11 protein-coding genes are annotated in these 15,042 nt (G+C 61.8%); 8 read left to right on the top strand and 3 right to left on the bottom strand.

Going from position 1 to position 15,042, the window contains the following annotated elements:
* Positions 1-230 precede the first annotated feature (230 nt).
* The 8 genes from G6K99_RS20010 (at position 231) to G6K99_RS19975 (ending at position 11,405) form a co-directional block, all read left to right on the top strand.
* The gene (locus tag G6K99_RS20010) at positions 231-998 is read left to right on the top strand and encodes a LamB/YcsF family protein (RefSeq protein WP_174197642.1); all 768 of its coding nucleotides are present in this window, start codon (positions 231-233) and stop codon (positions 996-998) included.
* A 45-nt stretch (positions 999-1,043) separates the two neighbouring features.
* Positions 1,044-2,642 (top strand): 5-oxoprolinase subunit PxpB, encoded by a 1,599-nt coding sequence (pxpB, locus tag G6K99_RS20005; RefSeq protein WP_174197641.1) that lies wholly within the window; start codon positions 1,044-1,046, stop codon positions 2,640-2,642.
* Positions 2,639-4,405, top strand: a complete 1,767-nt coding sequence (locus G6K99_RS20000) for a biotin carboxylase N-terminal domain-containing protein (protein ID WP_174197640.1) — start codon at positions 2,639-2,641, stop codon at positions 4,403-4,405. The genes pxpB and G6K99_RS20000 overlap by 4 nt, the downstream gene beginning before the upstream one ends.
* 2 nt (positions 4,406-4,407) lie before the next feature.
* The gene (locus G6K99_RS19995; RefSeq protein ID WP_371816263.1) at positions 4,408-6,225 is read left to right on the top strand and encodes a dipeptide ABC transporter ATP-binding protein; all 1,818 of its coding nucleotides are present in this window, start codon (positions 4,408-4,410) and stop codon (positions 6,223-6,225) included.
* Positions 6,226-6,267: 42 nt separating this feature from the next.
* Positions 6,268-7,800 (top strand): ABC transporter substrate-binding protein, encoded by a 1,533-nt coding sequence (locus G6K99_RS19990; RefSeq protein ID WP_174197637.1) that lies wholly within the window; start codon positions 6,268-6,270, stop codon positions 7,798-7,800.
* A 67-nt stretch (positions 7,801-7,867) separates the two neighbouring features.
* The gene (locus tag G6K99_RS19985; RefSeq protein WP_092663235.1) at positions 7,868-8,791 is read left to right on the top strand and encodes an ABC transporter permease; all 924 of its coding nucleotides are present in this window, start codon (positions 7,868-7,870) and stop codon (positions 8,789-8,791) included.
* Between the two features lie 6 nt (positions 8,792-8,797).
* The gene (locus tag G6K99_RS19980) at positions 8,798-9,646 is read left to right on the top strand and encodes an ABC transporter permease (protein ID WP_062459423.1); all 849 of its coding nucleotides are present in this window, start codon (positions 8,798-8,800) and stop codon (positions 9,644-9,646) included.
* Between the two features lie 31 nt (positions 9,647-9,677).
* Positions 9,678-11,405: a M14 family metallopeptidase gene (locus G6K99_RS19975; RefSeq protein ID WP_174197636.1), complete on the top strand. Its 1,728-nt coding sequence runs from the start codon at positions 9,678-9,680 to the stop codon at positions 11,403-11,405.
* A 25-nt stretch (positions 11,406-11,430) separates the two neighbouring features.
* On the opposite strand, the gene G6K99_RS19970 is transcribed toward G6K99_RS19975, so the two are convergent.
* The 3 genes from G6K99_RS19970 to G6K99_RS19960 form a co-directional block, all read right to left on the bottom strand.
* Positions 11,431-12,444, bottom strand: coding sequence for a DUF4105 domain-containing protein (locus G6K99_RS19970; protein WP_180215571.1), 1,014 nt, complete (start codon positions 12,442-12,444; stop codon positions 11,431-11,433).
* A gap of 127 nt (positions 12,445-12,571) precedes the next feature.
* The gene (locus G6K99_RS19965) at positions 12,572-13,693 is read right to left on the bottom strand and encodes an alpha/beta hydrolase (RefSeq protein WP_174197634.1); all 1,122 of its coding nucleotides are present in this window, start codon (positions 13,691-13,693) and stop codon (positions 12,572-12,574) included.
* 253 nt (positions 13,694-13,946) lie between these two features.
* Positions 13,947-14,960 carry an NADP-dependent oxidoreductase gene (locus tag G6K99_RS19960; protein WP_174197632.1) on the bottom strand — a complete coding sequence of 338 codons (1,014 nt, stop codon included), beginning with the start codon at positions 14,958-14,960 and terminating at the stop codon, positions 13,947-13,949.
* Positions 14,961-15,042: the final 82 nt, after the last annotated feature.

The following is a 15,042-nucleotide window of genomic DNA, read 5'->3' as shown; positions in this document are numbered from 1 at the left end:
GCTCCGGATCTCGTCTCAATTTTCGGTAAAGCGCTTCGAACCCCGTCACAAGCGAAATGAGCCGAACTCGAACCTGCATGGTCCACTAAACCGTGCAAAACGCGGGTGACGCATCATTATTGCGCATTTGCCTAACTGTAGAGCAACATATAAAAATTGTTCAACACTCTGGACAGCATTGTTCGCCTTTGTTAGCGTCTAGTCAACGAGGATGAGGGTGCGCTGACAGTATGCTGACCATCGACATCAACAGTGACTTGGGCGAGAGCTTCGGCGCCTGGAAGATGGGTGACGATTGCGCCATGCTCGACGTGGTGAGCAGCGCCAACGTCGCCTGTGGTTTCCACGCCGGCGATCCAGCAGGGATCCTCAAGACAGTGAAGGCCGCCGCAGAACGTGGCGTGGCGATTGGTGCGCATGTCGGCTATCGCGATCTGGCAGGCTTTGGCCGTCGCAACATGGATCCTTCGAGCGACGAACTGATTGGCGACGTGATCTATCAGATCGGCGCGCTGCAGGGCCTGGCCAAGGCGGCCGGCACCCGCGTTACCTATGTGAAGCCGCATGGCGCGCTCTACAATACGATCGCCATCGACGCGCGGCAGGCAGCCGACGTCATCGCGGCAATCCGTGCCATCGATCCCTCGCTGGTGCTGATGGCGCTGGCCGGTTCACAGCTGGTTGAGCAGGCCCGTAGTGCCGGCCTGACCGTTGTTGCCGAGGCCTTTGCCGATCGCGCCTATACGCCTGAAGGCAACCTTGTCTCACGCCGTGAAAAAGGTTCGGTCCTGCATGATCCCGAACTGGTGGCCCAGCGGATGCTGCGCATGGTCCGCGACGGTGTGATCGAGGCCATCGATGGCACGGTGACGAAGATCGATGCCCAGTCGATCTGCGTGCATGGCGATAGCCCCGGAGCGGTTGCGATCGCACAGCGGCTGCGCGCGCTTCTCGAACAGTCGGGCCTCGCCGTCCAGCCGTTCGCGCCGGCTGCATAACCCAGCATGAACATCGCTTCCCCTTCCATGCCTCGTGATAAGTCCATGCGTTTTCTGCCCGTGCGCGACGACAGTGTTCTGGTCGAATTGGCCGATCTCGGTGAGGCGCTGGCGCTGTTCGATGCGCTGGATACCAACCCAGTCGACGGTATCCGCGAGATCATTCCGGCAGCCCGCACGCTGCTGATTGCCTTCGATCCGGGCGTGATCTCCAACGAAGCCCTGACGGATGCGGTTGCTGCACTCGCCGGGGGCGAGCGCAAGGCGGCTTCCGGCCCGCTCGTTGAAATCCCGGTTCGCTACGATGGCGAGGATCTTGGCGAAGTTGCTGGCATCCTCGGCCTGAGCGTCACTGAGGTCATTCGCCTGCATGGCGAAAGCGAGTATGTCGCAGCCTTTACCGGCTTTGCGCCCGGTTTCGCCTATCTCTCTGGCGGCGATCAGCGGCTTAACGTACCCCGACGCAAATCGCCCCGGACACGGGTTCCAGCCGGCGCCGTCGGCCTTGCCGGAGAATTCAGTGGCGTCTATCCCAAGACCAGCCCAGGCGGCTGGCAGTTGATCGGCACGACGCCGCTTGCCATGTTCGATATTGATCGCGCACCCGCCTCGCTTCTCCAGCCGGGAAGTCGCGTGCGTTTTCGCGATATGGCGACCGACAAAGCCTACGAAGTTTCGGCCCCTGCGAAAACTGCGACTGCTCCGGTTGCGGCAAGCTATTCAAACTGCGCAATCGAGGTTCTGGCCGTCGGCCTGCCGGTCCTGTTTCAGGATCTCGGCCGCGCAGGCCAAGCAAACCAGGGCATCAGCGTATCTGGCGCAGTCGATCGCAGCAGTTTCAAGGCCGCCAACCGCCTCGTCGGCAATCCGGTCGGCACGCCGGCGCTGGAGATCTCCCTTGGCGGCTTCCGTTTTCGCATGCGCGGCCGCGGCGTGATGGCGGTGACGGGTGCACTCGCTCCGATCACGATTGTCACCACCTTTGGCCAAAAGCTGTCGGTAGCCCATGGCGAGGCAATCGCGCTCGATGACGGCGACATCGTTTCGCTCGGACAGCCGACGGCCGGCATGCGCTCCTATCTGGCCCTGCGCGGCGGCTTTGACGTGACGCCGGTTCTCGGGAGCGCGGCGACGGATACCCTGGCGCAGATCGGCCCTGCAGCACTTGGCGCGGGCGCCGTTATCGGAATTCACCCGCCGGTGCTGGGATCGACCGTTGCTGCGCCAGAACTACCGGCGTTCGACATGCCGGACACTGTGGAGACCGTCGTTCTCGACGTAGTGATGGGGCCGCGCACCGACTGGTTCACACAAAGCGCCGTCGAGAATTTCCTGTCCCAGGAATGGTCGGTGACACCGCAATCAAGCCGGGTCGGCATCCGTCTTTCAGGCGAAGCGCTGGAGCGCCAGAACCACGCAGAGTTGCCGAGCGAGGCGACCGTGCGCGGCGCGCTTCAGGTGCCGGCGAGCGGTCAGCCGGTGCTGTTCCTTGCCGATCATCCGCTGACCGGCGGTTATCCGGTCATTGCCAATGTCGCCCGCCATCATCTCGATCTCGCAGGCCAGATCCCTGTCGGAGCGAAGATCCGTTTCAACGCGATCAGCGCCTTCGCTCCCCGGTCCATCTTAGGAAAATACCCATGAAGAAGGTTCTGATAGCTAACCGCGGCGAGATCGCGGTGCGGATCATTCGGGCCTGCAAGGATTACGGCCTGACCTCGGTTGCCGTCTACGCGGACGCCGATGCCGATGCGATGTTCGCGGCGCAGGCCGATGAGGCCTATTCCCTGAACGGTGCCACGGCCCGGGAAACCTACCTCGACATCGAGAAGCTGATCGCCGTCGCAAAGCGCTCCGGCGCCGACGCCGTGCATCCGGGATATGGCTTTCTCTCCGAGCGCGCGGAATTCGCAAAGGCTGTCATCGATGCCGGGCTGATCTGGATCGGCCCTGCCCCTCACGTGATCGAGGCGCTCGGCGACAAGCTCCAGGCCCGCGCGATCGCCCAAAAGGTCGGCGCACCGCTGGTTGCCGGTAGCGACGGCGCAATCACCTCGCCTGCCGAGGCCCTGGCTTTCGCACGGCAATTCGGCATGCCGATCGCCATCAAGGCGGCGCATGGCGGTGGCGGACGCGGAATGAAGATCGCGCGCGATCTCGATGAGGTCGAAGAACTGTTCTCATCGGCTACGCGCGAAGCGGTCGCGGCCTTCGGTCGTGGTGAGTGCTACGTCGAGCAGTTCCTGGACCGCCCAAGACATATCGAAGCTCAGGTTCTGGCCGACAGCCACGGCAATGTGGTTGTCGTCGGTACCCGCGATTGCTCGCTGCAGCGTCGTAACCAGAAGCTCGTCGAGGAAGCGCCAGCCCCCTTCCTCTCGGACGAGCAGCGCGAAACGATCCACGCGGCCTCGCGCGATATCTGCGCGGAGGCCGGCTATACCGGTGCCGGCACAGTCGAATTCCTGCTCAGCGCCGATGGCGTCATCTCCTTCCTCGAGGTGAATACCCGCCTGCAGGTGGAACATCCGGTCACCGAAGAGACTACCGGTCTCGACCTCGTCATCGAACAGTTCCGCATTGCCGAAGGCCTGCCGATCAGCGTGACCACGATGCCGGAGCCGCGTGGCCACGCGATCGAATTCCGCATCAATATGGAAGATCCCGGTCGCGGCTTCCTGCCGTCCGCCGGCGAGATCTCGAATTTCACGGCGCCATCGGGGCCGGGCGTACGTCTCGATAGCGGCGTCACGACAGGTTCGGTCATTCCGCCGATGTTCGACTCGCTGGCTGCAAAGCTCGTCGTCTGGGGTGCGACGCGCGATCAGGCCATTGCCCGTGCCCGCCGCGCGCTCAGCGAATTCACGATCGAAGGCGTGCCGTCCGTCCTGCCGTTCCACCGTGCGGTGCTCGATCATGCGGATTTCTCGAGCACGGACTTCCGCGTTCACACGCGCTGGATCGAAACGGATTTCGCCGAGACGCTCGAAGACGCTGCCCGCCCTGCCCCGGCATCCGCCAGCGGGCTTCTTCGCGGCCATGTCGAGATCGACGGCAAACGTGTCGAGATCGGCATTCCCGATAATTTCCTTCGCCTGCTAGGCCAGATGCCTGCGACGGCATCGAGCGCCGGACCGGACGCTGCCGAGAATGATGCCGGCGCTGTTCGCGCCTCGGTTCCAGGCCTGCTCGTGCAATGGAATGTCGAGGATGGCGCAGCCGTCCGTGAAGGCGAGGTTGTTGCCATGATGGACGTGATGAAGATGGAAACCGCCGTCACCGCACCTGTTAACGGTATCATCAGCCTACTGGCAAAGGCCGGATCCTCCCAGACTGCCGGCGCAGTCATTGCCCGTATCGCCCCGGACGACCCCGGAACCACTAGCAAGACGGAGACGCGGACATGAGCATGACCGAAAACAGCAAGCCGCTCCTGTCGGTCGAACGCCTGAGCGTCGAATTCGGCGCGAGCCGCGTCGTCGACGACCTATCCTTTACCGTCGAGGCCGGCCAGACGGTCGCGGTCGTCGGCGAGTCCGGTTCGGGCAAGTCGGTGACCTCGCTGTCGACCATGCGTCTCGCCGACATGATGGGTGCAAACTATGCATCCGGTCGCATCATGTTCAACGGCCGCGACCTGTTGCAAGCCAGCCAGAAAGAGATGCGGTCGGTCCGCGGCAAGGAGATCGCCATGATCTTCCAGGAGCCGATGACCTCGCTCAACCCGGTCTTCACCATCGGCGACCAGATCTGCGAAGTGCTTGTCCTACACGAGAAGATGAGCAAGAGCGCGGCCCTGGCCGAGGCCGGCCGGCTGCTCGACATGGTGCGCCTGCCCGACTCTGAAGAACTTCTGACCCGCTTTCCGCACCAGCTGTCCGGCGGCATGCGGCAGCGCGTGATGATCGCGATGGCGCTTGCCTGCCGCCCGAAGCTGCTGATTGCCGACGAGCCGACGACTGCGCTCGACGTTACCATCCAGGCGCAGATCCTCAACATCATGCGGGATCTGCAGAAGACGCTCGGCATGGGCATGGTGTTCATCACCCATGACATGGGCGTCGTTGCCGAAATGGCAGACCATGTCGTCGTCATGTGGAAGGGTAAGAAAGTCGAGGAAGGTCCGGTTCGCGAGATCTTCGCCAACCCGCAGCATCCCTATACTCAGGCCCTGCTTTCGGCCGTGCCGAAGCTCGGCAGCATGATGGGAGAGGCTTTCCCGAAGCGTCTGCCACTGACCATTTTGCAGGATGGCAAGCCGACCGTCGTCGGCGTGGAGCGGATCCAGGACACGGTCAAGAATGGCGCAACGCCGCTCCTGTCCGTCAAGGATCTCTACGTCCGCTTCGACATCAAGAAGAACCTGTTCGGCAAGGCCACCCATCGCTTGAGCGCCGTGCAGAAAGTGAGTTTCGACATCAACCCCGGTGAGACGCTGGCACTGGTTGGCGAAAGCGGATCGGGCAAGTCGACGATCGGCCGGACGATCCAGCAGCTTCAGTCTGCCATGTCCGGCGACATTGCCTTCAATGGCCGAACCTTCTCGTCGATGTCCGCTGCCGAGCGATTCCGCTTGCGCCAGGATGTGCAGTACATCTTCCAGGACCCGTTCGCCTCGCTCGACCCGCGCAAGACCGTCGGCTTCTCGATCGCAGAGCCGATCAACACACACAGCCTTATCTCCGATGCCAAGGCCGTCCGCCGCCGCGTCGACGAACTGCTGGAGCGTGTCGGCCTCACCTCCGACGTCGCGACCCGTTATCCGCACGAGTTTTCCGGCGGCCAGCGGCAGCGCGTCTGCATTGCCCGCGCGCTCGCCTCCGATCCGAAGCTGATCATCGCCGACGAGGCGCTGTCGGCGCTCGACGTGTCGATCCAGGCACAGATCATCAACCTGTTCATGGACCTGCAGGCCGAACGCGGTCTCGCCTACCTGTTCATCAGCCATGACATGGCCGTCGTCGAGAAGATGAGCCACCGCGTCGCGGTTCTGTTTCTCGGCCAGATCATGGAACTTGGCTCACGGCGCCAGGTTTTCGAGACGCCTGCCCACGATTACACCCGTCGCCTTCTGTCCGCGGTACCGGTCGCCGATCCGACCGTTGCCCGCCAGTCGGCGATGATCGAGGGCGAAATTCCCAATCCGGTGAGGCGCGTCGGTGACGAGCCCGCCATCCTCGTGCACGAGGAAATTAATCCAGGCCACTTCGTCGCGAAGAGCGCCTGAAACCAGCGACACAATCGCAACCATCTGAAGAGGAACAGATCAATGACAACAATCAAACGGGGACTGAAGGCGACCGCAGTGGCGCTTGCGCTCTCGACTGCCTTTGCGTCGGCGCCTGCGTTCGCTGCCGGAAAGCTGACCATTTCGAGCCCGCAGGATCCGGGCAGCTGGGATCCGATCGATACGTTTCTCGTGCAGTGGGCGGCCGTTGCCACCAACATCTTCGACGGACTGACCTATCGTGGTCCGGACCTGAAGCTGGTTCCGGGTCTCGCTGAATCCTGGGAAGAACTCGACGAAGGAAAGCGGATCCGCTTCAAGCTGCGCCAGAATGTGAAGTTCCACAACGGCGAGCCCTTCAACGCGGCCGCCGTCAAGTTTACCTTCGAGCGCCTTCTCGGCGAACAGGGTGCCAAGGGTCCGCAGCGTTCGAACTACATCTCGATCGAGAGCGTCGAGGTCATCGACGATTACACAGTCGATCTGAAGCTCAAGGCTGCCGATCCGGTTCTTCTGACCAAGCTTGCCGGTTACGGCGCGATGATCGTTCCGCCGAAATACATCCAGGAAAAGGGTGAGGACAATTTCAACCTCAACCCGATCGGCACGGGCGCGTTCAAGTTCGTGTCCTACCAGCCCAAGGTCGACATCAAGCTCGAAGCCAATGCCGACTATTGGGGCGGCGCGCCGAAACTGTCGGAACTCCAGTTCCGATTTATCGCTGAGCCAGCAACCGCTGTTGCCGAACTGCAGGCTGGCCGCGTCGATCTGGTGATCCCGCCGACCATTCCGATCGGCATGCTGCCGGTCATCGAAGGCGACAACAAGCTGGAAATCGTTTCCGTTCCCGGCCCGACTGTCGACGCGCTGCGCTTCAACACCCGCGACGGCATCACTGCCGACCCAAAGGTGCGCAAGGCGATCATCATGGCTGTCGATCGCGCCACGATCGTCAAGTCGATCCTCGCCGGCCAGGCCTCCGAGATCACCAGCTTCCAGAGCGCGCTTTCCTTCGGCTTCGATCCGGACCTCAAGGCAATCCCTTACGATCCGGCCGGTGCCAAGAACCTGCTTGCCGAAGCCGGCGTGAAGACGGGTGCGACGCTGCAGATCGATATCCGCGGCAATGATGCGACGATGAACGAAGTGGCGCAGGTCATTTCGAGCTACCTGTCGATGGTCGGCATCACCGCCACTATCAAGCCTTACGAAACCAACGTTCTGCTGAACGACATCATCCCGCAGGGCAAGACCGGCGCGATGTTCCAGCAGAAGTGGGGCGGCTGGACGTTCGACTACGACAACACCGCCTACTCGATGTACCATTCGGGCGAAAAGTGGAACCCGTACGACAAGGACGAGAAGCTGGACAAGCTGCTGGAATCGCAGCGTCCACTGACAGATCGTGCGGCCCGCGAAAAGATCCTCCGCGAAGTCGGCGCCTATGCGTCGGAACGCGCGCTCGAACTGCCGCTCTACAACAGCAACGCCATCTTCGGCATCAACAAGCGGGTCAAGGGCTTTATCGCGCCCCCGGACAACCGCCTGAAGCTGACCGACGTCACCGTCGAGTAGTCATCTGAAAAGCCACCCCGCCCGGGCCAACCCGGGCGGGGCCGAACTTCTCCTTAAGGACAACACAGTGGCCGGTTTCCTCATCAAGCGATTGCTACAGGCGATTTTCGTCGTCATCGCCATCACGCTCATCGTCTCGTTCGCCATTCGCCTCACCGGTGATCCGGCCGTCACGATGTTCCAGGGCGGCGGTAGCATGACGGAAGACGATCTGGCGCGCATTCGCGCAGCGCTCGGAACCGACCAGCCGTTCCTCGTCCAATACTGGACGTTCATGAAGGGGCTGGTCACGCTCGATTTCGGCCGCAGCTTTTCCGGCGGCACGTCGGTCTCGATGCTGATCGGCAATGCCCTGCCGGCGACCCTGCTGCTCGCCTTTATCTCGATGTTCGTGTCGATCGCGCTTTCGATCCCGCTCGGCATCAAGGCTGCCACCTCGCGCGGCAAGGCTGCCGACCAGGCCATCCGCATTTTCTCGCTGATCGGCCTGTCGTTTCCGAATTTCTGGCTCGCCACCATGCTGGTCCTCTTGTTCTCCATCACTCTCGGCTGGCTGCCGCCAAGCGGCATGTCGGGCTTTTCGAGCTATGTCATGCCGGCCGTCACCATGGGCGTGATCCTGACTGCGACGAATGTGCGTCTTGTCCGCACGTCGATGCTGGAAACGCTGCAGTCGCAATACATCATGGTCGCGCGCGCCAAAGGCTTGAGCGAGAGCAAGGTTCTCTACAAGCACGCGCTGCGCAACTGCGCCATTCCGCTGATCACCTATTTCGGCCTGCAGTTCGGTGGCCTGCTCGGCGGCATCGTCGTCATCGAGCGTGTCTTCAACTGGCCGGGACTGGGCACGCTTGCCTTCGACGCCGTCGGCGCCCGCGACTTTCCCGTGCTTCAGGCCGTCATCACCGTTCTGTCGCTGATGATCGTCGGCATCAACCTTCTGGTCGACATCGCCTATGGCCTCGTCGATCCCCGCATCCGCACGGAGTAACCGGCAATGGCAACCAAAACCTCTAGCCGCTGGCGCTTCGCGAGCCTTGAATTCGTTCTCGGCATGTCCCTCACCGTCGTCATCTGCCTCGCAGTGCTGTTTTCCGACCTGCTGTTTCCGGGCGGTGCTGACAAGATCGACCTGATGGCGCGGCTCGCCAAACCCTTTGCGACCGCCGCTCACCCGTTCGGAACCGATCCGCTGGGCCGCGACGTGCTGGCGCGTGTCGTTGCCGGCGGAAAGATCTCGCTCCTGGTCGGCTTCACCTCCGTCATCGGCGCCGTCGTCTTCGGCGTGCTGGTAGGCCTGATCGCCGGCTATTACCGCGGTTTCTGGGACATGCTGGTGATGCGTTTTGCCGACCTGCAGCTCGCGATGCCGTTCATTCTGCTCGCTATCACCTTCATCGCCATCGTCGGCGGAAGCCTGACCAACACGATCATCCTTCTGATTGTGTCGCAATGGGTGCAGTATGCCCGTCTGGTGCGCGGCTCGGTGCTGACGCTGAGGGAGCGTGAGTTCGTCCTGTCGGCCCGCGCGATCGGGGTGAAGGACTGGCGCATCATCATCCAGCACCTGCTGCCGAACCTGATCGGACCGGTGATCGTTCTGATGACGCTCAATGTCGCCAACAACATTCTGCTCGAAAGCAGCCTGACCTTCCTCGGCCTCGGCGTCGATCCCACCATTCCAAGCTGGGGCGGCATGCTGGCCGATGGCCGAACCTATCTGCAGACCGCATGGTGGGTCAGCGTCTTCCCGGGCCTTGCGATCCTGCTCACGGTGCTCGGGCTCAACCTCCTCGGAGACTGGCTGCGCGACAGCCTCGATCCGACCGGCCGCACGTCCCGATAACCAGCACGGCATTCAACAAGGGTTAAGCGTCATGACTTCGATCTTTGAAACCAAACTGGAGCGTACGCTCGACACTCTGGTGGAGCGCGCAGCGCCCGGTCAATCGATCGAAGCCTGGACATTCGACGATGCGAAAAGCCGTCGTGCCACCGAACAGGCGTTGAAGGACAAAGGCGTCACGGCGCGGATCCACAGCGCCTACAAGCCGCTTCTGTTTGCGTTTCTGGAAGAGATCGACCGTGAAGGCGTCACAGCGATCGAGGTGCGTTATCCGGTTCATGCGGACGCCCCGGCCAACCGTTTCCGGCTCGAGGCCTATCCGCTTGCGGCACTTGTCGGAGACGCTGATATCGCGTTCATCGCGCGGGAAGATGACGAACTGGTCTATGACGTCACGCTCACTCGCAACGGCCAGACGGAAACGCTGAAGGTTCAAGCACCGAACCGCGTGCATACAGATGCGGTCGGGGAAACCAATCTCTCCCCGATCGGCTGGATCAGCCGCGATGGCGCGACCGGCGAGCGCTTGGAGACGGATTACGAGCGCCTGTTCAGCCTCGCAATCGACGCGATCGCAAACCACGACTGGGGCAACGAAGAACCCTATTTCGAAGAACTCAACATCGCCGTTTCCCATCCGGCGGAAGACATGCCGCTGGCGGTTGGCGACGAGGTCGTCAGCCTCCGCGAGGCGCTGCACGAGGACTTCTATTTCTCGCTGCTGGAATTCTTCCAGAAGAAGTCCGGACGCCCGCTCGGCGACCGTGGTCTGAAGCCCGGCCAGATCGTGCCGGAAATCGTGCGCAGCAATGGTGAGATCAGCGTGCGTGTCGAAACCCGGCCGCTGAGCACAGGTTTTAGGGATGGCCCCGAACAGGAAATCGATACGGCCAGCGAACCACCGGCCGTTGCGCAGATGTCGAGACTGCTGTCGGACATCGGCGGAGAGGAATTCGATGCCCGGTCGCGCTCCGGCCGCGTTCTCTCGGCGCACTATGTGCGTGGCAGCGACACGGCGGTCATGATCAGCGGCGGCCAGCATCCGAACGAGACGACCGGAATTGTCGGCGCGATCCGCGCTGCCCGTGCGCTCAAGCAGCGTGCCGGCGCCCATTTCACCATCTCGCCGATCGAGAACCCGGATGGCTACGCGCTGCACCAGCGCCTGCGTGTCGATAACCCGCGCCACATGCACCACGCCGCCCGCTACACCGCGCTCGGCGACGATCTTGAATACCGGACGGCGGAAAATTCCGGCCAGCATCTCAACGAGAAAGCCATCCGTTTCACAGCGCAGGAATTGAGCGGCGCACAGCTGCATATCAACCTGCACGGCTATCCGTCGCATGAATGGACGCGGCCGCTATCCGGCTACGTGCCGCGCGGTTTTGGCATGTGGACGCTGCCGAAGGGTTTCTTCCTGATCATGCGCCACCACGCCGGCTGGACGCAGCAGGCGGAAGCCATCCTCGACCACGTCACCCGGCATCTCGGCGCAATTCCAGGCATTCTCGACTACAACAATCGCCAGATCGCACTCTACGAAACCCATGCCGGCGAGACGGGCTTCCGCATCATCAACGGCTTCCCGTGCCTGTCGTCGATTGACGATCGCCATACCGTACCGCTGACGCTGATCACCGAATATCCTGACGAGACTATCTACGGCGACGATTTCGTCACGGGCCATACGGCGCAGATGGAGACGGTGATCTCGGCCTATGATGTCTGGCAGACGCTTAACGCCTATACGTCGTAAGGTGACAGGCTCCCGGTAGCTGCGCCTAGTTCGTTGCAGGCGGTTCGGTTACCCGATCTCGCCTGATCGCCTCTGAAAAGTCCTCGGACATGCCCGCCGCCTTGGCTTTCTCGGCAATATGGGACTGCTTCCTGAGCACCGCCATCGGGGACCCAGTGTCGAGGATGCCCTGATCGTAGGCGTATTCGGGTAGATAGCCGTTCACATACAGCCGCCAGTCGAGAGGGACCGTGCCTCCAAGCGTTCTGACGATGGCCACAACCGCAGTCGTGCAGTTCGTCATCAGCGAGTTGTACCACTGCGGCTGGCGGGACAGCTTGTTTGCATCCTCGACATAGGCGACCAGGAGGTTGCGTGCTGTCTGCGGCAAGACGTTCACCCGGTAGAGCTGGACGTCCTCGCCGCGCACGATCGTACGAACCCCGATAATATCCCGCTCCTCTGCCGCGACGATCACAAGCGGATTGCTCTTGAAGAGATCCGCGATCGGCGAAAACGCGCCTCCGCGCTTGCGGCGGACCTCGACGGACCAGGCGACGTGCTCGCCATTCGAGAAGCCGAAGCTGACCAGCATGTGGCCCATCAGCGGTCCCGACCAGTAGGACATGAAGAGATCAACCGACGTCAGCGTCTTTAGATCATACGTCTTGGTCTTCCAGTTTTCGGTATAGTCGGTATCGCTTCTCCAGGTGAAGTCTCGCACACCGTTCAGGGTCAACGTGTCGCCCGAAATCGTTCCGGTGACCTGTCGCGCAACGTCCGGCGACCAGTCTCCTACCGCTGGGGGCGCGAGCGTGAACCACCACGAAAGCACGATCGCGAAGGCCACCGAGAACACGCCCGTCGGAGCCCGCCATCGGTGGCGGATCACAGAGACGATGGTCCAGACACCGAGAGCGGCAAACAGCGCAGCGAACACCGCTCTTGCCGGGAGCGGCAATGGCAGACGGTACCACAGTGCCAGCGATGACCACGCCGAGACGAGTAGAATGACGATGAAAACGCCCGTCAGGGCGAGGAAGTGGAATGCTCGGCGCAAATCGGTGTCTCTCGGTTCAACACACGCAACATAGGGTGACAATCGACAAGTGCGACCACGCACGGACACAAGAATGAGAGAGAAGGATCAAGCATTCTTCCCTGGTCTTTCGCCAGAAACCGCAAGCTCAGCGCCCGCCGACGACCGCGCCTGCCAATCTGAACGGACTTGAAATGACCGATGCCGCGACGTCGAAGACGAAGGCGCCCGCCTCCGGCACCGAAACCGCCCCGCCACCCGCCTGCGCAAGCTGCGGACCCAGTTGTGCGAGATTGGCGTACCGGTCGTGCCCGACCCCATCTGCTGCCTTGACCGACGAGATGTCGATGATCCGCAGACCATAGCGCAAGGCTGCGTCGCGCACCGAAGGGCTATCAACATTGAGCGATCCCGCGCGCGGTTTCTCGCCGCTGATGAAACTGGAGATCTTGAGCGCCTTGTCGTCCTTGGAAACAAACAGCGTGATGGGGGTACGCATCCGCCCAACGACCTCCAGCTGCGACCTGAACAGATCGTCGTCAATGTCTGGAGCCGCGAGCACGACGACCAACTTGTCGAGGACGTCGCCGCGGCCTTCCAGCTTCAGCTGGCGAAGCGTTTCCATGATCAGGAACCCGCCGATGCTGTGCCCGAACAGGATGACCCGTTTCACATCGCGTTTGGCTGCCATCGATTTGACGAGCCAGACCAGGGTGTCACGCGAAGCCAGGGCCGCGTCACGATCCGCGAGATATCCGGCAAGGGATCCCTGCGACGGCCAGGAGAAAAGGACGGGTTTTCCATCCGTCTTGGAATCGGCGGCGACCTGCGCGAGCCGGTACAGACCCTCCTGGAACGTATAGTTATACCCGTGGACAAAGATGCCCACCGCCCCATCCTTGTTGGGCGCGTCCGCCAACGCCAGAAACTGTTTTTGGTCGAGAGAGCGTCTTTCGGAAACAACCATGTCCGTCGACGCGTCGGGTTTACCGACAGGCCATTCGATCTTCGGCGGGCGGTGCGAGGGCGGTATTGCGACCGTGAACGTTTCGAAGGCCGGATCTGCGTTACGGCGGGACGAGTATCCGTCGCCGTCCCGCGACCGGTTCGTCGCAGTAAGGACGGTAAGCTGACGGCTGGATGCCGGGTTGACCGCGACCGGATCGAGAACAGAGGCCGAAGGCCTGTTGGCACAGGCAACGAGCTGAGCGGACACGATCGCGATAATCGCAGCCGAGATCCATCGCCGCGTCAATACGGAATACTGCATCGTAACCAGCGACTTTCGAAAGGTGAATGGTGCCGGTTGATGCCACGAAATGTTGCCGAACTCAACTGGCTGAAATCCACGCCAAATTCGCCTGCACCACCTGGCCAGTCGACCCGAACGCGAGTGCATCATTCAAGCGGAGAGATCCGAGGCAGGCCAGGATTTGCAGGCCCCGGACGGTGTTGCCACGTTCCGGGGTCTGGTCTTTGTTACACACGGCGAATTCATGGCCGGATTAGGCTGCTTGAGCCAGTCAGTCAGCGATTTTCACGATCAGCTTTCCGAAATTGCCGCCGGTGAGCATACCAATGAAAGCCTCGGGCGCACGTTCGAGGCCGTCAACGATATCTTCCCGATACTTTATGTCGCCGGACGCGACGCGCGGGCCGACCTCATCGAGGAAGTCTCCAAAGTGGCTGATGAATTCAGTCTGGATGAAGCCGCGGATGAGAAGGCTGCGCCTCAGAACCGCCGACATGGTGATCGGAAGCCTGTCCGTTTCCGCAGATCCGGCGCCATTGTAGTGCGCGACAAGCCCGCAGACGGGGACACGGGCAAACTGGTTCAGCAGCGGCAGGACGGCGTCCCAAACGTGCCCGCCGACATTTTCGAAATAGACATCGACGCCGTCAGGACATGCAGCAGCAAGATCGGACACAAAATCTTGCGAGCGGTGATCGACAACGGCGTCAAAGCCGAGGCCATCTTTCACATACGCACATTTGTCCGGTCCACCGGCAATCCCGACTGCCCTCGCCCCGGCAAGTTTCGCAAGCTGGCCGACCAGCGAACCGACAGGCCCGGAGGCAGCGGCGACAACGACGGTCTCGCCTTGCTTCGGCTTCCCGATGAACTTCATTCCGCTCCAGGCGGTCGAGCCGGGCATTCCCAGCACGCCGAGTGCCGTCGTCAGCGTTGCGCCGTGCGTTTCGACACGAGTCAGGGTATCTCCGTGGACAACCGCATTGGTCGTCCATCCGGTCCGAGCACGAACGATATCGCCGGGCGAAAAGGCTGTGTGGCGAGACCTCACCACTTCGCAGATCGTTTCGCCTTCCATAACGCCATCAATGGGAACGGGCGCTGCATAAGACTTTGCGTCGCTCATGCGACCGCGCATGTAAGGGTCGAGCGAAAGATAGAGGCATCGCAAGGTGACCTCTCCTTCTGCTGCTTCCGGGAGTTCGAAATTCTCGATGCGGAAATTCTCAGCCTCGGGCTGACCGGTCGGTCGGCTTGCCAAGACGATGCGGCGAATGGCGGTCATCCTGTGTGTCTCCTTGTCGTTGTCGACTCCCGGGTGAAGTAGTCGGCGGCACCGATTTGCCAAGGCCGAACCGCGATGGGCG

It is taken from the genome of Neorhizobium sp. AL 9.2.2 (assembly GCF_013317225.1).
In the GTDB taxonomy this organism is placed as follows: Bacteria; Pseudomonadota; Alphaproteobacteria; order Rhizobiales; family Rhizobiaceae; genus Neorhizobium; species Neorhizobium soli.
Note: the sequence above shows the minus strand (reverse complement) of the source record. Positions and strands in the feature narration are given on the sequence as shown.

What these genes read in the sequence shown, in the direction of transcription:
- G6K99_RS20010 (WP_174197642.1), top strand. Translation starts at nt 231, where the DNA reads ATGCTGACCATCGACATCAACAGTGACTTGGGCGAGAGCTTCGGCGCC.
- pxpB (WP_174197641.1), top strand. Translation starts at nt 1,044, where the DNA reads ATGCGTTTTCTGCCCGTGCGCGACGACAGTGTTCTGGTCGAATTGGCC.
- G6K99_RS20000 (WP_174197640.1), top strand. Translation starts at nt 2,639, where the DNA reads ATGAAGAAGGTTCTGATAGCTAACCGCGGCGAGATCGCGGTGCGGATC.
- G6K99_RS19995 (WP_371816263.1), top strand. Translation starts at nt 4,408, where the DNA reads ATGACCGAAAACAGCAAGCCGCTCCTGTCGGTCGAACGCCTGAGCGTC.
- G6K99_RS19990 (WP_174197637.1), top strand. Translation starts at nt 6,268, where the DNA reads ATGACAACAATCAAACGGGGACTGAAGGCGACCGCAGTGGCGCTTGCG.
- G6K99_RS19980 (WP_062459423.1), top strand. Translation starts at nt 8,798, where the DNA reads ATGGCAACCAAAACCTCTAGCCGCTGGCGCTTCGCGAGCCTTGAATTC.
- G6K99_RS19975 (WP_174197636.1), top strand. Translation starts at nt 9,678, where the DNA reads ATGACTTCGATCTTTGAAACCAAACTGGAGCGTACGCTCGACACTCTG.
- G6K99_RS19965 (WP_174197634.1), bottom strand. Translation starts at nt 13,693, where the DNA reads ATGCAGTATTCCGTATTGACGCGGCGATGGATCTCGGCTGCGATTATC.
- G6K99_RS19960 (WP_174197632.1), bottom strand. Translation starts at nt 14,960, where the DNA reads ATGACCGCCATTCGCCGCATCGTCTTGGCAAGCCGACCGACCGGTCAG.